Source organism: Paenibacillus sp. P32E (assembly GCF_001909085.1).
GTDB classification, from domain to species: Bacteria; Bacillota; Bacilli; order Paenibacillales; family Paenibacillaceae; genus Paenibacillus_AQ; species Paenibacillus_AQ helianthi.
The window spans coordinates 87,364-107,827 of record NZ_LVYY01000035.1 but is presented as its reverse complement, the minus strand read 5'-3'; the positions used below and the strand labels follow the sequence as shown (position 1 = coordinate 107,827).

Annotated in this window: 15 protein-coding genes; 13 read left to right on the top strand and 2 right to left on the bottom strand. The window is 51.6% G+C overall.

What is annotated here, in order from left to right:
- Window positions 1-108 precede the first annotated feature (108 nt).
- The 10 genes from A3848_RS23355 (at window position 109) to argH (ending at window position 11,350) form a co-directional block, all read left to right on the top strand.
- A complete protein-coding gene (locus A3848_RS23355; protein ID WP_074087281.1) occupies window positions 109-327 on the top strand; it encodes a hypothetical protein in 219 nt (72 codons plus the stop codon).
- A 29-nt stretch (window positions 328-356) separates the two neighbouring features.
- Window positions 357-1,470 (top strand): peptide chain release factor 2 gene (prfB, locus tag A3848_RS23350; protein WP_143191777.1). Its coding sequence is split into 2 segments (ribosomal slippage): window positions 357-428 and window positions 430-1,470, totalling 1,113 coding nucleotides; the frame shifts between segments, so codons are not numbered across the junction.
- Window positions 1,471-1,576: 106 nt separating this feature from the next.
- Window positions 1,577-2,470 (top strand): YitT family protein, encoded by an 894-nt coding sequence (locus tag A3848_RS23345; protein WP_074087279.1) that lies wholly within the window; start codon window positions 1,577-1,579, stop codon window positions 2,468-2,470.
- A gap of 167 nt (window positions 2,471-2,637) precedes the next feature.
- On the top strand, window positions 2,638-3,693 hold the full coding sequence (gene argC / locus A3848_RS23340) for an N-acetyl-gamma-glutamyl-phosphate reductase (protein WP_074087278.1): 1,056 nt from the start codon (window positions 2,638-2,640) through the stop codon (window positions 3,691-3,693).
- Window positions 3,694-3,714: 21 nt separating this feature from the next.
- The gene (gene argJ / locus A3848_RS23335) at window positions 3,715-4,947 is read left to right on the top strand and encodes a bifunctional glutamate N-acetyltransferase/amino-acid acetyltransferase ArgJ (protein ID WP_074087277.1); all 1,233 of its coding nucleotides are present in this window, start codon (window positions 3,715-3,717) and stop codon (window positions 4,945-4,947) included.
- A gap of 40 nt (window positions 4,948-4,987) precedes the next feature.
- On the top strand, window positions 4,988-5,806 hold the full coding sequence (gene argB, locus A3848_RS23330) for an acetylglutamate kinase (protein WP_074087276.1): 819 nt from the start codon (window positions 4,988-4,990) through the stop codon (window positions 5,804-5,806).
- 57 nt (window positions 5,807-5,863) lie between these two features.
- Window positions 5,864-7,126: an aspartate aminotransferase family protein gene (locus A3848_RS23325; RefSeq protein WP_074087275.1), complete on the top strand. Its 1,263-nt coding sequence runs from the start codon at window positions 5,864-5,866 to the stop codon at window positions 7,124-7,126.
- A gap of 122 nt (window positions 7,127-7,248) precedes the next feature.
- Complete coding sequence (gene argF, locus A3848_RS23320) at window positions 7,249-8,217, top strand: ornithine carbamoyltransferase (protein ID WP_074087274.1); 969 nt, start codon at window positions 7,249-7,251, stop codon at window positions 8,215-8,217.
- 372 nt (window positions 8,218-8,589) lie between these two features.
- On the top strand, window positions 8,590-9,825 hold the full coding sequence (locus tag A3848_RS23315; RefSeq protein ID WP_074087273.1) for an argininosuccinate synthase: 1,236 nt from the start codon (window positions 8,590-8,592) through the stop codon (window positions 9,823-9,825).
- A gap of 109 nt (window positions 9,826-9,934) precedes the next feature.
- Window positions 9,935-11,350: an argininosuccinate lyase gene (argH, locus tag A3848_RS23310; protein WP_074087272.1), complete on the top strand. Its 1,416-nt coding sequence runs from the start codon at window positions 9,935-9,937 to the stop codon at window positions 11,348-11,350.
- A gap of 415 nt (window positions 11,351-11,765) precedes the next feature.
- Here the strand turns inward: argH and A3848_RS23305 are convergent, their stop codons facing one another.
- Window positions 11,766-12,551 carry an alpha/beta hydrolase gene (locus A3848_RS23305; protein ID WP_074087271.1) on the bottom strand — a complete coding sequence of 262 codons (786 nt, stop codon included), beginning with the start codon at window positions 12,549-12,551 and terminating at the stop codon, window positions 11,766-11,768.
- A 267-nt stretch (window positions 12,552-12,818) separates the two neighbouring features.
- On the opposite strand from A3848_RS23305, the gene A3848_RS23300 reads away from it, so the two are divergent.
- From A3848_RS23300 to A3848_RS23290, 3 genes are read left to right on the top strand one after another with little or no spacing between them, the layout of a single operon-like run.
- Complete coding sequence (locus A3848_RS23300) at window positions 12,819-13,445, top strand: type IV pilus modification PilV family protein (RefSeq protein ID WP_074087270.1); 627 nt, start codon at window positions 12,819-12,821, stop codon at window positions 13,443-13,445.
- Window positions 13,429-13,968 carry a PilW family protein gene (locus A3848_RS23295; protein ID WP_074087269.1) on the top strand — a complete coding sequence of 180 codons (540 nt, stop codon included), beginning with the start codon at window positions 13,429-13,431 and terminating at the stop codon, window positions 13,966-13,968. The genes A3848_RS23300 and A3848_RS23295 overlap by 17 nt, the downstream gene beginning before the upstream one ends.
- Window positions 13,969-13,982: 14 nt before the next feature.
- Window positions 13,983-15,764 (top strand): hypothetical protein, encoded by a 1,782-nt coding sequence (locus A3848_RS23290; protein WP_074087268.1) that lies wholly within the window; start codon window positions 13,983-13,985, stop codon window positions 15,762-15,764.
- Window positions 15,765-15,870: 106 nt separating this feature from the next.
- Here A3848_RS23290 and A3848_RS23285 read toward each other — a convergent pair whose 3' ends face one another.
- Window positions 15,871-20,427, bottom strand: coding sequence for a collagen-binding domain-containing protein (locus A3848_RS23285; RefSeq protein WP_074087267.1), 4,557 nt, complete (start codon window positions 20,425-20,427; stop codon window positions 15,871-15,873).
- Between the last annotated feature and the right edge of the window lie 37 nt (window positions 20,428-20,464).

The following is a 20,464-nucleotide window of genomic DNA, read 5'->3' as shown; positions in this document are numbered from 1 at the left end:
TTGCGGCCCGGCCGCTTTTTTGAGCTTGGGAGCTATGTTGATTCCTGAGCGAAGCGGAAGGCGTAATTCTTGAAACCTGGATTCAGGTGGGAGTAACGGAGGGGAAGTTTGGAACTGGAGGAGCGAATGCGTCCGCCTTTGTTCACAGATTTCAACCGCGGGCGGCGGTCTCCAATCAGGAAATCTGTGAACAACAGCGGCCGGAAGTCCAAACATTCCCCGCAGTTACGTCCATCACCGGAAACGAGTGTTAAAGAAGACGAGCTTCCGGCAGCGAGGGTTATCAACTATATGCCCCAGGCTCAATCCAGCCGCCCGGCGCAATGATTTTATATTGAAAGGTGAAGTGATCACACATGATTGATCCTAATGTTAAGCAGGACCTGCGTGAAATAGGCAAGAAACTTACAGACCTTAGGGGGTCTCTTTGACTTAGATCTGAAGCAGGAGATGATATCCAACTTCGAAGAAAAGATGGCAGCGCCCGGATTCTGGGATGATCCAGAGAAGGCACAAGGCGTCATCGCCGAGATGAACGCGGTGAAATCATCCGTAGATCAATATGAGAAGCTGCAGCAAGAATATGATGATGCCGCGATGATGGCGGAGCTGGCGGATGAAGAGGGCGATGAGGATTTGGCGGCAGAGGTTGCTGGAACGATTCGCAGTGTGGCTGGTAAGGTCGATGAATTCGAGCTTCAGCTGCTGCTCAACCAGCCGTATGACAAGCTCAATGCCATATTGGAGCTGCATCCCGGTGCTGGCGGAACGGAGTCCCAGGATTGGGGGCAGATGCTGTTACGCATGTATACCCGCTGGGCGGAGAAACGCGGCTTCAAGGTAGAGGTCCTGGATTATTTGCCGGGCGACGAAGCGGGGATTAAGAGTGTTACGCTTTTGATCAAAGGCTACAATGTCTATGGCTATCTGAAAGCCGAAAAGGGGGTACACCGGCTGGTGCGCATTTCCCCGTTCGATGCCTCAGGCAGACGCCATACCTCGTTTGTATCCTGTGATGTGGTACCCGAGATTGCAGATGATGTAGAGGTGGATATCCGTACAGAGGATCTGAAGATCGATACGTACCGGGCCAGTGGTGCGGGCGGTCAGCACATCAATACAACGGATTCTGCAGTACGTATTACTCACTTGCCTACCGGCGTAGTGGTAACGTGCCAGAATGAACGCTCACAGATCAAGAACCGGGAACAGGCGATGAAAATGCTGCGTTCCAAGCTGTATGAGCGCAAGCTGCAGGAGCAGCAGCAACATCTCGATGAGATTCGCGGCGAGCAATCGGATATTGCATGGGGAAGCCAGATCCGCTCCTATGTATTCCATCCCTATAGTATGGTAAAGGATCACCGTACTTCCGTGGAAACCGGTAATGTTGGAGCGGTGATGGACGGCGATCTGGACGCTTTTATCGACGGATATTTGCGCAGCCAGATTAAGACAGAAGCAGAATAAGGGGATAATGATAATTCCTACGCGTCTTCGGAGGTGTAGGAATTTTTTTGAGAAGTTTAGGGTGTATAATAGCTTCAAGTATAAACGTTAAGGAGAATAACTCTGCATGCAAAAAATCAATTCACGCAATAAACCCCCGCTGATTCCGCTGAACGGACCATTGCGCCATACGGTGGATATTGTGCTGATTCTGGTGGGCTCACTGATTACGGGGCTTGCTTTTAATCTGTTTTTTCTGCCGAACCAAATCGCTTCCGGAGGGGTATCGGGGTTATCCGTACTCGCGGAAGCCTGGTTTAAAGCCGAACCTGCCTTCACCCAGTGGGCGCTGAACATTCCGCTGTTTATTCTTGGGGTGATATTCCTGGGCAAACAATATGGAATTCGGTCGTTGCTCGGCAGCTTTGTGCTGCCGCTGTTTATTTTTTTGACGAAAGACGGGCCTGTGCCGACCACGAATCCGCTGCTGGCTTCTATTTATGGCGGGATTGGGGTGGGGTTGGGTCTGGGGCTGGTATTCCGTGGACGCGGCTCCACGGGAGGCTTGACCATTTTAGCGCAAATCATTCAGAAGATTACGGGATTCAGCTTCTCGCTGTCTGTGGTGCTGCTGGATGGTACGGTGATTACGCTGGCTGCTTTTGTACTGGGAATGGAACAGGCAATGTATGCGCTGATTGGCTTGTTTGTGACGGGCCGGGTCATCAACGCGCTGGAGGTTGGCTTCAGCTCGACCAAGGTGGCTTACATCATTGCCGATAAGACGGAAGAGATCTCTCAGGCGATCCTGAACGATCTGGACCGTGGTCTGACCAAGCTGAATGCGCAAGGCGGCTATACTGGCGATAACCGCACAGTGCTTATGGTCGTTGTGGGCCAAAATGAGATTACCCGGCTGAAGGCAATTGTGCGTTCCGTTGATCCGGGGGCGTTCGTCATTATTACCGAGGCACATGAAGTGCTGGGCGAAGGGTTTAAAAGAGAAGTGCAGTCTCCTTAGGGGCTGCACTCTTTTTTTGGAAATACAAGTATAATGTGCTTCACGCAAATATCTTTTTTGCTTAATAAACTTGACGTTACATGTTGTATTTATATTAATTCGGTCGTATAATAATACATATTTCGAAGGACGGTATCTATGATATTCATAACAGGCAGGAAGCGGGGATGACAGTGACAGGCAAGCTGAGAGCGGCAATTGTTGGATCAACGGGTTATGGGGGCGTGGAGCTGATCAGGCTGCTGCAGAACCATCCTGATATAGAGATTACTTCAGTGATTTCCTCTTCAAGTGCAGGTGCGCCTATTGAGGAAGGGTTTCCTCATTTAACAGGCATTGTGCAGCGCAATCTGGATGGAGTGGACGCGGCAGAGATTGCCGGCAGGGCGGATGTGGTATTTACAGCAACACCGTCGGGTGTCAGTGCCAAGCTGGTGCCGCAGCTGCTGGAGGCAGGTCTGAAGGTCGTCGATCTGTCTGGTGACTTCCGGCTGAAGGACGGCGCAGAGTATGAGCAATGGTATAAGCATCCGGCTCCGTCTGATTCCTATTTGCAGCAGGCTGTATACGGATTATGCGAAGTGTTCGGCGAACGTACGGCCGGGGCAGACTTCATTTCCAATCCGGGCTGTTATTCTACCGCTTCGCTGCTGGGCTTAATTCCGGCGCTGCAGGCGGGCTGGATCAAGCATGACAGTATTATTATTGATGCGAAATCGGGTGTGTCCGGGGCAGGCCGGGGAACGAGTCTGATGGTCCATTACTCCGAAATCAACGAGAATTTAAAAGCGTATAAGGTGAACAAGCATCAGCATATTCCGGAGATTGAACAGACCCTGACGGAGATATCCGGAGAGAAAGTGACGGTGACATTCACTACACATCTCGTGCCGATGACCCGCGGGATTATGAGTACGATGTACGCCGGGATGAACGGTGGGTACAACGAGCAGGATTTTGTGGACTTATACCGTAAATATTATGCAGGACGGCCGTTTGTGCGGGTTCGTGACGCTGGTGTGCTGCCAGCAACCAAAGAGGTCAGCGGTTCTAATTATTGTGATATCGGTTTTGCCACAGATGCCCGTACAGGTCGGGTGACCATTGTATCCGTCATTGACAATATTGTTAAGGGCGCAGCAGGGCAAGCGATTCAGAACCTGAATTTGATGATGGGATGGGAGGAAACCCGCGGCCTGGGCTACACACCAGTGTATCCTTAAGGTTCAGCGGTCAACTATACAATGAGTGATAAGCAAGGTTTTACCGTCTTGGAAGGCGGAAGTGTTACGACACCTAAGGGATTCAGGGCTGGCGGGCTGCACTGCGGCCTCAAAAAAACAGAGCGCAATGACCTGGCAGCCATCCTCTGCGAGGTTCCGGCGACAGCGGCTGCTGTATATACAACGAATGTTTTTCAGGCTGCACCGCTTAAGGTAACGCGGGAGAGTCTGGTGAATGGTACACTTCAGGCAGTTATCGTGAACAGCGGGAATGCGAATGCCTGTACAGGTGATCAAGGCGAAGCCGATGCCTATGAAATGCGTGCTGCCGCAGCCCGCCGCTTAGGCGTGAATGAACAGGATGTTGCGGTTGCTTCTACGGGTGTGATCGGCGAATTGCTGAAGATGGACTGTGTGCGAAGCGGGATTGCCGGACTGCCTGAGAAGCTGGACGGAGGAGCTGCCGGAGCAGAGGAGTTCTGCCAGGCGATCCTCACCACAGATCTGGTCAAAAAAGAATGCTGTGTGAAAGTAAGAGTCGGGGGTATAGAAGTAACGATTGCCGGAGCTGCCAAAGGTTCGGGGATGATTCATCCCAATATGGCAACCATGCTGGGTTTCATGACCACGGATGCTGTAATTGACGGCGATGATTTGCTCAGTCTGTTGCGTACTGCGACGAATACGACTTTTAATATGATTACGGTAGATGGAGATACAAGCACTAATGATATGCTGATTACGATGGCGAGCGGACTTGCGGGGAATGAAAAGCTGACACGTCTGCATGCGGACTGGGATGCCTTTGCCGCGGCATTTACGCATGTCTGCCAGAGTCTGGCCATGGCCATTGCCCGTGATGGTGAAGGGGCGACGAAGCTGATTGAGGTGCAGATCAGTGGTGCGGTACACGATGAGGCTGCGGCTGCAATTGCCAAAACGGTGGTCGGCTCCAGTCTTGTGAAATCAGCGATTTTTGGCGCAGATGCCAATTGGGGGAGAGTGATTGCCGCAGTAGGACGCGCAGGGGTGCCGGTATCGCCGGAACGGGTGGATATATCACTTGGCGGGATTGAGGTGCTCAAGCAGTCGCGGCCAGTGGCTTTTGATGAAGAGAAAGCCCTGCATTATTTGCAAAAAAGCGATACCGTGCTGATTACCGTAGCTTTGTCTGACGGAGACGGCAAGGCTACTGCCTGGGGATGCGACCTGACGTACGATTATGTGCGCATTAATGCCGCATACCGTACCTGATTCATGGCTGGCACTCCACTTACGGGGAGGATAACGAAAAATGACTATAGAACCTACTGAGAATCATAAAGCTGGCGGACTGTTCGTGATGAAATGTGGCGGCAGTACGCTGGCGGCGCTTCCGGATTCGTTTTTTGATGATTTGCGGGAGCTGCAGGAGAGCGGTGCCCAGCCCGTCATCGTGCACGGAGGTGGGCCGGCGATATCCGGCAATCTGGAGAAGCTTGGCATTGAGAGCCGCTTCGTGAACGGCCTGCGGGTGACGACCGAGGAAGTGCTGGATGTGGTGGAGATGACGCTGGCCGGAAGCATTAACAAGGCAATTGTCCGAAGGATTCAGGGCAGCGGGGGGCAAGCGCTAGGCTTATCCGGTGTGGATGGACGGCTGATCACCGCCCGGCTGGTCGCGAACAGTGATGAAGTGGGGCTGGTTGGTGAAGTGACAGAGGTCAACGCAGAGATTGTGCAGGGTGTTCTGGCGATGGGCTATATCCCTGTAATCGCGCCGATTGGTGTGGATGCTGGAGGCCAGCGATACAACATTAATGCGGATACGGCGGCGGGGGCGGTGGCTTCTTTTATCGGGTCGCCCCAAATGATCGTCGTTACGGATGTTCCGGGCATAATGCGTACACAGGAGGGCCGCAAAACGATACTCCCGTCTGTGACGGTGGGACAGATTGAAGACTTGATCGAAAGCGGCGAAATTTATGGCGGGATGATTCCCAAAGTACGCGCGGCGATCGATTGTATTCAGGGCAGTGTGTCCGAAGTAGTGATTGTTGACGGCAAAGAGCCACGGGTGCTCAGCCGGGTGCTGCAGGGTGAAGAGCTGGGAACACGGATTATTCGTTCATAACTAATAACAAGCGCTGACGGGAATACCGGAAGCAGCATGGTGGGAGAGTGACTAAGAATGAGTGAGCTTACACAAGCGGAAAAAGATTCTTTGACAGGGGCACCGCAGGACCGTTCAGTGGAAAAGGAGGTTCAGGAGGCTGCTCCTGCCAAGCTGAGTGCGGTATTCCCGTCCTACGCCAGATACGACATTAGTCTGGTCAAGGGCAAAGGCAGCTGGGTATGGGATGATCAGGGCAACAAGTATCTCGATTTCATGTGCGGCCTGGCTGTAACGAGTCTGGGGCATGCACCGGAGAAGGTTGGGGCCAAGCTGAAGGCACAGATTGATACCTTGTGGCATGTCTCGAATCTGTTCCACATTCCGGGACAGGACCGGGTGGCGGCATTGCTGACGGCTAACAGCTGTGCGGATCAGGTGTTCTTTTGCAACAGCGGGGCCGAAGCGAACGAAGCAGCGATCAAGTTGGCGCGCCGTTATCACCAGAAGGTGAAGGGAACGGGGCGCTATGAAGTGATTACCTTCGAGCAATCCTTCCATGGACGTACCTTGGCGACGTTGACAGCTACCGGACAGCAGAAGGTAAAAGAAGGCTTCCTGCCGCTCCCGGCAGGCTTCAAGACCGTGCCTCTGCATGATCTTCCGGCGCTGAAGGCGGCTATTTCCGAGAATACAGCAGCCATTATGCTGGAGATGATTTTGGCTGAGGGCGGCGTGCTGGAGGTGCAGCAGGAATTCCTGGATGCGGTGGTAGAACTGTGCAAGGAGCACGGATTGCTGCTGATCGTGGACGAGGTGCAGACCGGTATGGGCCGCACAGGCAAGCTGTTTGCGCATCAGCACTACGGCATTGAGCCGGATATATTCACTCTGGCCAAAGGAGTCGCCAGCGGCTTCCCCGCAGGTGTGATGCTTGGCAAAGGTTATTTGCGTGAAGCTTTCAGCCCAGGCAGCCATGCGTCCACCTTCGGCGGAACGCCACTTGCGGCAGCAGTGATGGAAGCGACGATCGAAACGATGCTTGAAGACAATCTGGCGCAGCGAGCTGCCGAAATGGGCGAATATCTGAAAGGGCTGCTTAGAGAGAAGCTGGCAGATACACCTTTTGTGCAGGAAATCCGCGGCAAAGGCCTGCTCATCGGCATTGAATGTGCGGCACCTGTAGCGGATATCGTGCTGGCCGGACAGCAACGCGGGCTGCTGTTCGTACAGGCCGGACCGAATGTCATTCGGCTGCTGCCTAACCTGTATGTAAGCACTGAGGAGATCCACCAGGCGGTGGACATCCTTTCGGAACTCATTCATACTTATGCTAAATAAGATGAACTTAAGAATGAAGCAGGGAGTTGCCGTAAAGCCTTATACTTAAGGCTTTCTGGCAACTCCGTATATTACATTCTTAAGTTCACGTTCTATAACAATGGAAAATGGGAGGCAGGTTCATGAGCCAGGAAGTACACAGCGATACCGGAAAACTCGCGCAGCAGCTCAAAGGCCGTGATTTGCTGGAGCTGAACGACTACAGCCCGGAGGAAATTACGTATTTGATTGATTTGGCGATCGAGCTCAAGCGCAAGCAGAAGAGCGGTGAGGTCTACCAGCCGCTAAAGGGGAAGACGATTGGGCTTATTTTTGAAAAATCCTCGACCCGCACACGCGTATCGTTCGAAGTGGGCATGTTCCAGCTTGGAGGTCATGCGTTGTTCTTGAGTAAAAATGATATCCAGCTCGGACGCGGAGAAACCGTGGGCGATACGGCACAGGTGATGTCGCGTTATCTGGACGGCATTATGATCCGTACCTTCGGCCATGATAAAGTGGAGGATCTGGCTCGATATGCTTCGGTTCCTGTCATCAACGGACTAAGCGATCTGGCGCATCCCTGCCAGGTGCTGGCCGATTACCAGACCGTCTATGAGCACAAGGGCAAGCTGAAGGGCTTGAAGCTGGCTTATATCGGCGATGGTAACAATATGGCGCATTCCCTGCTGATCGGCGGTGCCAAGCTGGGTGTGCATGTCTCCATTGCCGGACCCGAGGGCTATGAGCCCGATGCGGCTGTAGTGGCGGAGGCACGGGAGATTGCCAAGGGGACCGGCTCAGTGATTGTGGTTACCCGCAGCCCGCAGGAAGCCGTACAGGACGCGGATGTCATCTACACGGACGTATGGGCAAGTATGGGCTTCGAAGCCGAGCAGCTCGCGCGTGAGGCCGCCTTTAAGGACTATCAGGTCAACGAAGAACTGGTCAAAGGCGCGAAAAGCGACTATCTGTTCCTGCACTGCCTGCCGGCCCACCGTGAGGAAGAGGTTAGCACCGGCGTAATCGACGGCCCGAACTCGGTTATCTTCGACCAGGCGGAAAACCGTCTGCATGCGCAGAAAGCGCTGATGGCTGCTTTGATGGGCTAAGTAGTGATTTACCGGGCTAAATAAAGCTCAGAGTTAGCAACGATATGGATAAATGAAAGTTGATTATGCAAGTCAGGCAAGGCTCTTGCTTGATCTTATACTATATAAAACATTATATAGGTTGAACTTAATATTGAGCGTTAGAATCTGGTGCGAAGCAGCGGAGTGAAAGTTTGGAACTGTAGGAGCGTCAGCGTCCGCCTTTATAATCGGATTTCCCCCGCAGCCTGCGGGCTTAAAATCACAGAAATCCGATTATAACAGCGGCCGAAAGTCCAAACATTTCACGCAGCTGCGCCCGGGCACCGATTTCTATAAGCAGTCTTAAGAAGTTCATCCTACACCCCCCACACGAAAGGAAGTTGCACCCCCATGGCTAAAGAAAAAATTGTGCTCGCCTATTCCGGCGGGCTGGATACCTCGGTCATCCTGAAATGGCTGAAAGAAACGTATGACGCTGAGATTATTGCATTTACAGCTGATATCGGACAGAAGGAAGAGCTGGAAGGCCTGGAGGAAAAAGCCCTCGCTACCGGCGCATCGAAGGTCTATATCGATGACCTGCGCGACGAGTTCGCTAATGACTTCATCTACCCGATGTTCCAATCGGGCGCTTTGTATGAAGGCCAGTATCTGCTCGGTACCAGCATCGCCCGTCCGCTGATTGCGAAGCGTATGGTGGACATTGCCATTGCTGAAGGCGCGACGGCTATTGCCCATGGCGCAACCGGCAAAGGGAATGACCAGGTGCGATTCGAGCTGAATGCGGCAGCTTTGTCGCCAAGCATCAAGGTGATTGCGCCTTGGCGGCTTGAAGAATTCCGCAACCAGTTCCCGGGCCGTGCAGAAATGATCGCTTATGCAGAAGCCAATGGAATTCCGGTTCAGGCCTCGGCGGCCAAGCCTTATTCCATGGACCGCAACCTTCTGCACATCAGCTATGAGAGTGGCGTGCTCGAAGATCCCTGGTTCGATCCAAGTGCACCGGAGAACAAAGGCATGTTCCTTCTCAGTAACGCACCGGAGGATGCTCCGGATCAAGCGGAATACCTGGAGCTGGACTTTCTCAAGGGCGACTGTATCGCACTGAATGGCGAGCCGCTAACTCCGCTGCAAGTCATGGAGAAGCTGAACGAGCTGGGCGGCAAGCATGGAATTGGACGCGTCGACATGGTGGAGAACCGTTTTGTCGGCATGAAGAGCCGGGGTGTGTACGAAACTCCGGGTGGAACGATCCTGTTCACAGCCCACCGCAAAATGGAGTCCATCACGATGGACCGTGAAGTGATGAACCTGCGCGACAGCCTGATTACTAAATACAGCACACTCGTGTACAACGGGTTCTGGTTCGCACCTGAACGCCTTGCACTGCAGGCGCTGGTGAAGGAAAGCCAGAAGAACGTTACAGGCACCGTGCGCGTCAAGCTGTACAAAGGCAATATCATCGGAGCCGGTGTGAAGTCTCCGGTCAGCCTGTACAATCCGGATATCGCCACCATGGAAGCTGATCCAACTCAGGCTTACGATCAGGGGGATGCAACAGGCTTTATCCGCCTGAATGCCCTGCGTCTGAAGGTTTCTGCGGGCGTGGCGGAATCGAATCAATAGATAAGCGTTAGGCATATAGATAGGGCAAACATAAGCAGACAGCAGAAGGCCGTTCCTCCCGTCAGGACAGGAGCGGCCCTTCTAACGTCAATAGAGGAGGATACAACAGGTGAGCAAGCTGTGGGGCGGACGTTTTACCAAAGGGACCAACAAGCTGGTGGAGGAATACACAGCCTCTATCGGATTCGATAAGCTACTTGCTGAAGAGGATGTGCAGGGCAGTCTGGCCCATGTCACGATGCTGGGCAAATGCGGCATCCTGCCGCTGGAGGATGTAGAAACGATCAAGGACGGATTGAACAAGGTGCTGCATAAGGTACGTGCGGGTGAGATTGTTTTTTCCGTAGCGGATGAAGACATTCACATGAATATCGAGAAGAATCTGATCGAGGAGATCGGCCCGGTCGGCGGCAAGCTGCACACCGGACGCAGCCGCAACGACCAGGTGGCTACGGATATGCACCTATATCTACGTAACCGTGTAGTGGAACTGGTAGCCTTGTTGCATGAGCTGCAGGAGTCGCTGATTGGGCAAGCCAAGGACAATGTGGAGACCATCGTTCCGGGTTACACGCATCTGCAGCGTGCCCAGCCGATCCTGTTCGCCCATCACCTCCTGGCATATGTGTCCATGTTCCGCCGCGATGCGGAGCGTCTGATGGACAGCTACAAACGGATCAACGTATTGCCGCTGGGAGCAGGGGCGCTTGCGGGAACCACCTTCCCGATTGACCGTCATTTTGTGGCGGAGCAGCTCGGATTTGACAGTGTCTATGAGAACAGCCTGGATGCCGTCAGTGACCGTGACTTCATCGTCGAGTTTCTGGCTAACGCCGCACTTGTGATGACTCACCTTTCCCGGCTCAGTGAGGAGCTGGTGCTGTGGAGCAGCACGGAGTTCAGCTTCGTAGAGCTGGATGATGCCTTCTGTACAGGCAGCAGCATTATGCCGCAGAAGAAAAATCCGGATGTACCAGAGCTGGTACGCGGCAAAACCGGCCGTGTCTACGGGAACCTGATCGGCCTGCTGACTGTGCTCAAGTCACTGCCGCTCGCTTACAATAAGGATATGCAGGAAGACAAAGAGGGCATGTTCGACACCGTAGCTACCCTGACGGGTGCCTTGCAGCTGTTCGCGCCTATGATCTCCACCATGAAGGTGAACAAAGTCCGGATGCGTGAAGCCGTGAATACAGACTTCTCCAACGCGACCGATATCGCCGACTTCCTGGTGGGCAAAGGGCTGCCTTTCCGCCAGGCACACGAGGTAATTGGCAAGACGGTGCTATACTGCATTAACGAAGGCAAATTCCTGCTGGATCTGACACTGGAGGAATTCAAGCAGTTCTCCCCGCTGTTCGATGAGCAGATCTATGCCGTGCTCCAGCCGGAGGCTGTTGTAAATGCACGCAACGTTTATGGCGGTACGGCATCTGTGCAAGTCGTAGCAGCAACCCAGCGGGCAGAAGTAGCGCTGAACGACACCAGTGAGTGGATAGCGCAGCATGTGAATACTATAGGGTAAGAAGAGGCCAATTGGCTGAAAATAGACTGCTGGAACCAAGGGACTGTCTTTCTGCCACATCATTGGATGTGGGAAGACAGTCTCTTTTTGCTCTATAACACTAGAGAATGAAGACAAGCAGACTGATGAATTCATTGCGAGCGCATGGGCTTCACTTTACCATGACACCCAATTAGAATGTTTAGCTTCATTGGAGTAATGTGGAATTAGTGAACTTAAATGAGCTTTAAATCATTTTTCTGAGAGGTTTGTGGGAAATAGTAAACTTATTCTACTTGCATAATCTGAGCAAATTCACCCGTGAGGGTGCAGACCGCCAGGAATAAGTTTACTTTTTCCACTTGGACCTGCAGAGGAGCCAGAGTGGTGAGAATTAAGTTTACTTTTTCCACTTGGCTCAGGTACAGGTCTCCATTCATTTACCTAGAGGCAGCCAAGCCAGCACATCACGGATCTTGGTATCCCAATAACCCCACTCGTGTTCGCCGGGACCTTCCTCATAAGTTAAGGACAATGAAGTTTTGGCGCAAGCCTTGCGGAAGCTCTGGTTGTCCGTGTACAGGAAATCCTCCGTGCCACAGCATTGGTAGAGAAGCGGCTTCGGTCCCTTGGAGCGGTCGGCCTCTTTCAGCAGCCAGAGCAGATCATCGGGGGTATTTTCAATACTCTTTTTGCCAAAAATCTGTTCGTACTCCGGAGTCATCTTAGTTGGATCCTCCCAGTTCAAGAAATGATGCGCCATATCGAGTGCTCCTGACAGGCTTGCCGCTGCCGCAAACGTTTCAGGCTTACGCAGTCCCAGCTTCATCGCCCCATAACCGCCCATCGAGAGCCCGGCCACAAAGGTATCCTCACGTTTCGGTGACAGCGGGAAAAAGGATCGGGCGAGTGCCGGCAGTTCTTCACTGATAAAGGTCCAGTACCGTCCTCCCTCAGCCATATCCGTATAAAAGCTCCGGTGTACCTGCGGCATCACCACGGCGATCCCCATTTGGGCCACATAACGCTCAATGGAGGTACGGCGGAGCCAGATGGAGTCGTCATCCGACATGCCGTGCAGTAAATAGAGTGTGGGGTGAAGCTTGCCTTTAGTTACATTAGTCATGCCGATCTGTGTAGTGGTCTGCTGCGGCAAAATCACCGTCATAGAGGTGCTCAGTCCCAGGACATCCGAATAAAACCTGCATTCGATCAAAGCCATATTGTTGTCTCCTTTCCATTCAGCCCAAATGATAGCACAGCACAAATTAGATATAAATTGTAGAAATCTCTAGAATTCTTACGCACAAGGATTGCTGGTTCAGGAATAGAAAGAATATAATGGAAATAGGTATAAAGTTTCATAGATTTGGATCTGGATACAGGACTGAAGACACGGTATTCTTTTGAAATCACAAGTACATAGCTGGCCCATCGGCAGTCAAATTAAATGCAGGCTAGATCAAATCTGGCACAAGGAGCGGACGGAATGCATCGGAAGGACAAGCATAGCCCTCTATGGAACAGGCAGCAGGGCTTTACCTTGATTGAGGTTTTGGCAGCCATTGTTATTCTCTCAATTGTCTCATTGGTGCTGACCTCCTATTTCACTAACGCCATGTCCTACTCCAAATCGAACCAGAACCGAACGATCATGGTCAACCTGGCGCGTAATGCGCTGTTTTATGTGGAAAAGCAGGATTTTGAGACGATGAGTTTATATTTTCAGGGGAAGCAGGCAGAGGGGGCAAATCCCGCCATACCGGGGCATTCCAGCATTCGGGCCTCAGACTGTGTACCCATTACAGAAGCCGCGGCAAGCTGTGGGGCGTATCAGACCGTCGTTACGGACGCCAATGCACTCGCCAGCGTACTGAATCCGGTAATCAATAATATCAGCTATCAGGTGAACATTGTCTACCAGGCGAATCTACATCAGGACATGCTGGCCGGCAGAATCAGCGGCGGCGATGCGGGTGAAATGGACGAACGCAAAAAGGAAATGGCGCCTTATTTAATTCCGGTTGAAGTCACTGTCACAGGACCCGGCGGCCCTCAAGGCCGTACTTCAAGTACGGTAGTGGAGGGTTATATCACGGATGAGAAAATACGCTGAGCGTTTGAAGTCCGAACGGGGTTTTACCTTGATCGAAATGATTGCCGCTATGACGCTTTTCTCGCTGATTGTCGGCATGATTTCAGTGGTTACGATGTTTGGTATACGAAGCTATCACAAAATAACGATCGAAAATTCACTAAGAGATGAAGCAGACATCATTATGTCTTCTATTATGAATGAGCTATATACGTTTTCTCCCAAAATTGTGGAAAATACTGCGGACGGCATTCTATTGAAGAAAACAAGAGAAGGAGCCGCAGACGAAGTGGTTAAAGTTGCTTTTGCACAAGGCCAGCTTGTAATCGGTGCGCAAGCAGCGGCTCCTGACCCGGACGACCCGAGGACTGCAGTGCATTCGAGTCTCTCAGGTTCAGGCATTTCTTCTTCTACGGCTGACGGGAGGGCTCCCCAGATCTCTTTTCCCTACGAGAGCGGACTGATTCATATCTCACTGAAGCTGGCACAGGAATATGACGGCAGAACTTACACCATGGAACTGAAAAGCAAATTCGGATTTTAGGAGGCCAAGGGCCGATGTCTGAACCATTAACGGGCAAAATGAATCTTAAGAGAAGGCTTGGAAATCCGGTCCGGCATCTTCATGGAGAGCAGGGCTCCGCACTTGTGCTGGTCATGTTTATTGTTCTGCTGCTGACCATTCTAGGGATGGGGGTGCTCAGCGCAGCGGTTGGAGGGGCCCAGCGAACAGAGACGCGAAAGAACGATGTTCAGAGCCTTCACCTGGCGGAAAAGACATTGGACGAGGCGGTTGCCTACATTACGGCTGGTCTGAATGACGAAATTAATAAAGGTGTGGACGTAAGCCAAGCCGATCTGGATAACAAAATCAACAGCTTCCTGCAGAATCTGCCTGTGGGTTCCAATGGTTTTCTTACCAGTACTGATCTGCTCCAAGCCGATGGGGAAAAAGCAGTCGGTAAAATTACAAGCATTCATTCGGAAAAAACGGGAACGGGACACGCAGGCCAATCTGTCAGCTACAGACTGACTCTGAGTGCTGAGGCCGAGGTCAACGGGGTAAAGCGGATGCTGACTCAGACGGTAGTTATCGACACATCTCCTGATTTTCTTAAATATACATTAGGGTCAGAGAAGAATCTGACTATTAACGGGGCACCTTATATCCAGGGCAATATTTACGCCGGTGATACGCTGACTATTAATGATACTGCTCAATACACATACAAAACCATTAATCATACGTTTACATCCCAACCCTTTGAACTGACGGGCGAAGCCCATGTCCAATCCTTACGTAAACTAGTGTATAAGGAGCAGGGGTTACCGGATCGTACAGCAGATACAATTACTCCAGCCACATTGATGACCGGCAAGATTCTGCAGGAGAACGTCAAAATCAAAAACCACCGCAGCTTCGTTGAAATGGATGTCGAATCCTCCTTCATAGATAAAGTCACCGAGGCCATAGGCAGCGGAGCCAATGGAACAGACATCTCCAGGAACTTGAAGAACGGTACACTGGCGGCCTACCTGACAGGCACATACTCCAGTCTGTTTGACCACCCGGTTCTTCCGCCGAAGCCTGATCCTAATGACGTCTCTGACCATGGGCAGGAGCTTCAACAAGAATACGCTGATGCGGTTCGGCGTCTTACGCAGCCTAGTAAGTCAGTGATTTACGATGGAGATTTGACCTTGGACGGTACTGAACTGAGGGGAATCACGTATTCGGAGAACGCTAAAAATTCGGCTTCACCCCGCAACTGGTATATCATTGACGGCGATCTGAGGATCAATAATTACGGCAGCGCTACACCCATTCAGGTACGTGCCAATATTCTCGTGACAGGTAAAGTAGAGATCAGAGGCAAGGTGGAGTTTGATTCTACCCTCTTTGTGTATAAGAAGCCGCAAGTCATCAACGGGCAAGAAGAATATACGACCACCGTGGAGGATGCGTCGATTAAGGGTTTGAACGGCAAGGAACTGGTGCTTATCTCGCAGGGCCCGATTCTGATCAACCGGCTGGCCGCTTTCACCAATGATGAACCGGCGCCGCTCGATGCTTTTTTCTATACAGATTCCGCAGCGGAGCTGTATGGTGTGGGCTCGATCTTCTCACTGAGCGGGGGGTTCTTCGCCAAGGGCGATCTAACCATAAATGCAGTGCGGGGTAGTGCGGCTGGTGGCACAAGCGATATCAACATTGTCCCCGACAACCGCCTGATCCGGTTCAAAGCATCCTATAATGACCAGATCTTCAACGATCAACAGGCAGGTCTCCCCCGTGTCAAAGCAGTCAATATCCGTGTAGAAGGATTGAAGCTGAATTGAGCAGAATCCATAGTTAAGTGGGGCTTCAGCAGATACATGAACACCCCCCTGTTGCCTATCAGCACAAGATGCTGTAGGCAGCAGGGAGGTGTTTGGGTGTGGTTACTTAATACCGGTCTTCATTGGTGACTTTGACCAGAATGGTATCTTGAATGGAAGGATCGTCCTTATAGACAGCGGTGACGAAGGCAGAGCCTTTGACGAGTCCGGTAATAAGTCCGTCCTGTACTGTCACCACGGCCGGGTTGCTGCTCGTCCATTCCAGTTTGCCCTGGATATCTGCCAGTGTCATGCTCTCAGGGAACAGGGTAAGATCATGGACATTGAATAAGTTGTGTGAGTTCTCACTCCCTACACCAATGCTAATCGAATCCGGCAGGTTAAGGCCGGTTAATCTGGCACCAACGGTAAGGGTAGCTGTGGCCGTTACCGGTTGTTCCGGCACCGGTCCCGGTGTAGTAACTTTAACGATGATAGGGTGGTCCGTTGCGGTGACCCTTAATCCTTTTAGTTGAATGCTGCTGGTGTCTGAGCCGTTAATCATTTCTGCGTAGGTTCCACCGTCGCCTTCCAGACTCCAGGTGTAGACTGCAGGATCTGCATTGGCTGGCGTAATCACCCGTACCTGCAGCGGGATTTGCTGCCCAACGTTGACCAGTGACAATCCATCAATCCTGATTTGGCGTACCGGATTCGTGAAGGTCACCGTAAGCTCTTTGGTGGCGGCCCCGGCAGGAGAGACGTTGGTATTGACCTGTGCCACGAGCGTAGCCTGACCGGAATGATCAGCCACCAGAATAGCATGGTTCTTCAAAGGGGAATCCGGAGATACAACCAAATCTGCCCCGGCGGTATCGCTTCCCGGTTTGATCTTCCATTCATACCCCGTAATCTCATCAGCGGTACTGTACACAGCTTCAAAGCGGGCCTCTTCCCCTACATAAGCCGTGTTGGCACCGATAATGTTAAGGTCGGGAGAAATCACCTCCACAGAAGCGCTTGCTGTGATGCCGCTGCCGTCTCTTGCCCTAATTTGAATAGTAGCAGTACCCGCCTGAAGCCCTTTCACTACTCCCTCATCGGTTACTGTAACAACTTCGGGATTGAGGGATAACCAGAAGACATCCTTGTTGTCTGCATCGTCAGGGAGGACCGTGACCATGGGTTTCATCCCCAGTTCAGTGTCTACATTAATCCGCGCATTCTGCAGGGTGAGTCCTGTTACCTTAACAATCGCTTTGAAGCTTGCCGGATTAAAGTAGATCGTTTTCTGCGGATAGACAGGTTCCGGGTCCTTCACTACCTCTGGAAGAGTCCCGGTAAATGCCCCGAGCCTCAGATAGCCTCCGTTATGGGTACTCAGCTCTTTGGCGATAAGGGTTCCGGTAAGCTGACCATTATCGAACTGCACACTGGCTACAGGAGCAAGCACGCTTGCTTGGACTCCAACACCGTTGATGGTTACGGATGTGGCCTCCGGAAAATTGAGAATAATATGACTGCTCTGTATATTCGTTAAATCAAACCCGCCCGAAATCGAGACGGATTCACCATGTACATTGATGATAACGGTCGAGCTTTGGGGAGCTTTGATTTTTATATTATTCAATACATTTGTCCTGACCTCAAAAACATTCCGATTATTATCTGTACCTGTAAAATTAAGATAGCTGTCCACACTGCCGTTTGCCGTTAAAGAGCCAAGGGCTTGGGACTGGCGAAGCAGGAGCTTCTGGCTGTCTGCGAAGTTGATGGGAGCCCCTTGGGTTACGGTACCCGTAACGGAATTGTTCGGCGTAATGGTCGAGGTGCCCCCATAGGTGACGTTCCCGCGGATGGCAGCGCCGTTTCCTCCGTTGAAGATAAAGTTCCCTCCGACGACCAATGCATTACTGCGGGTGCCCCCTTGTCCATTCAGACTGTAGCTGGTGAACTCTGCATTGCCGGCCGCGGCGATACGCCCTTCCGTGCTGGTGCTCCTCAAATTCACATTTCCTAAGATGAACGCATTATATTCATTGCTGAGTGTATTTATGGAATCGAATACCTCGGAAGTATTTCCCCCCGTCTTCACGGAATGTACCTCATAGTACGTCAATTTTGAACTCCACTCAGCCAGATCATAAGAGCGCTTCTCCCTTGGGACAGCGGTCAGATTGAACGTGACAGGTTGATTGGACTGGGGCTCAAAAGTTGTTCCATCTCTGGATAATACATACCTGATATCAGCTAAGCTCCCCGTTAGTGTGTATCCCTCCGCAAGGCTGCCGCTCTTGGTGATTCCTGCCGGCAGAGGCTCCGTAAACTCCAGCATGGCCGGGAATTTCTCGGAATACCCGATATTTGAAATGACCAACTGGCTGCTGGCCTCAGCATTTGGCACAGTATAGGCCGGGATAGGGTTAGGAGTAATTGTATAGGCAAGGGTCACAGCTTTTCCCCGTTCCACCGTATTCGGCGAAACGGTCCGGCTGAGGGATAGTTTGGACTCCACGTATTCTACCGCCACATTCACTGTTTGGGTTGCCAGAGCTCCTTGGCTGTCCCTTGCCGTAATCTCAATTTGCAGAGCACCACCGGCGGGCAGCGGATTGTTGAAGGTTTGCGTTACCGTCTCCCCGGACTGCACAGTCTTGTCGGCCATCACATAATCAGTCAAGTATGCATTACCTGTCTTGAACTTGATGCCGGTGATCAGATTCTTATCTTTGAGATCCCAGTCATTGACGGTATAGCTGACAACGAGCTTGTTCTGGTAGGACGGTTTGGTGCTGTGATCCTGCGGCATGGCTACTGTAATTTCGGGGGCGTGATTGGCTCCGGTGAAGGCACGGTACATTGTATTTACGAACAGCATCTGCTCCCATTGGGGAAAGTTCCTGTTGGTATGGCCCGTACCGGAAAAGGTGATGTTACCTACTGAATACGTGTAGAAATGGTTGTAGCTGTCATCGGTATCCCGGTTCGATCCGGAAATGTTGTACCAGGGAATGACATCGGCCCGTTCCAGATTTAGCGGGAAGAACTGGTCATGAGTCGTAGCCACCGTGTATCGTCCCGTGCTTGAGCTTAAGCCAACCTTGCCGAGATCGAAAGGATACTGTGTCAAAAGCCCTTCGTTAACGGGCACGACTGAAGTGGAAGGATTGACTGCTTGACCGCCCAGGTAGGTCCGGGGTAAAGCTTGTCCCACCATGTCATGGAAGTATGAACTCCAGTAGTTGTAGTTCTTAACACCATTGGTGGTACTCTCCACGTACGGGTCCAATACGGGTGTAGCCGGATTCGCATCAACCTCGCGGAAAATGGTATCATGCGTCAGCATCAGGCTTTGCCGGGTTTCTTCGGCAAAGGCCTTCACCGCATCGGCGGCAGCATGGGATAGCATCGGTGTGGTTACGCGGTCGTACATATCCTGAAAGCCAAACACGATCATATCGTAGTTGCCGTTCAGACCAGAGGTCTGGTCCATGGCGCTGATATGCTGGGCGATGTAGTTGTTGAACCCTTTCATGTCGAGCACAGTGATTTTCAGTTCGTAATCGGTATTAGACAAGTAGGAGGCAGTCATGTTCTTGTTGGTCGTGCTCAGCAGATTGCTGTCCGGTTTGTCAGCAGGCATAACCTGAAGAACATGAATCTCCGGTTTAATCCCTCTGTACCGGATAACATCTGCGTCGAAATCCTTTAATCCGGTAAGGGTATCGCTGATTTCCATTTTCCAGTATAGCGGACCTGAATAGGTTGATGGCAGTTTATAGCGGATTGTGCCCGACGAAGAGGTCATCATTTCGGTAGCGACGACATTGTTTTCGGTCATAGGCAGTGAAGAATCCACATTGATGAACAAGCGGACCCTTATGGGATGTAGCGTGAAGTCAGAAACATTGTTCAGCTTGACGTCGAAGCTAAGGGTGTCCCCGGATATGTAGACATGATCAGGCTTATCGCGGTAGCTTACAATATTTTCCTTATTGGTTAGCGTGAGTCTTGGCCGCTGGGTCAGGCCGGCTATAAAGGGTGAAGAGGCGTCTATTATTTTATTAGTAAAGGCGTTCAGACCCGTCAGATTTGGAAGGAAAACGACATTGGATTTGGAGCCTGATGCTGTACGGTATGTATTGAAAGAGGCATACAAATGGCCTTGTTTGGCAACGGATGATTCCTGCGCGTCGAAAGTCTCGTTTCTGAAAAATACATATAAGCCTTTGTTGATGTAATAATCGGTTATTTCCTTAGCCTTAAGGAGGGTGATGTCATTCTCCACACTTGTGGTGTTATGGGCTTTGCTTCGAGCATCGTTGCTGCTGCTGCCTGTGCTGTTGACTTTTGCTGTGTTGAAATCGCCTTTGCCGATATAGACAGCGTCATACTTGCCGTCCCAGTTCTCACGCAGCGAGACGAACTTCTTCATGGTCATGGTGTCGATCTGGACGTTGGGCTGATTGTGCAGAGCGTCCAGCTCGCTTTGGGGGAATAGGTCAGTAGAACTCAGCTTCAGGCTCGGGCTGGTTGGATCGGTAATCTCCAGAATGCGGATTGAGTAATGATTGTCGGAAGCATTCACAGGCAATACATAACCTTGAATAAAAGCGGCGATCAAAAGAATCGGCAGTGCGATTCCAGGGATAAAGATCCATTTTCTCCGCCTTATGAATTCCATCTCCAATTCCCCCCCGAATAATAGATTGAATATTTGC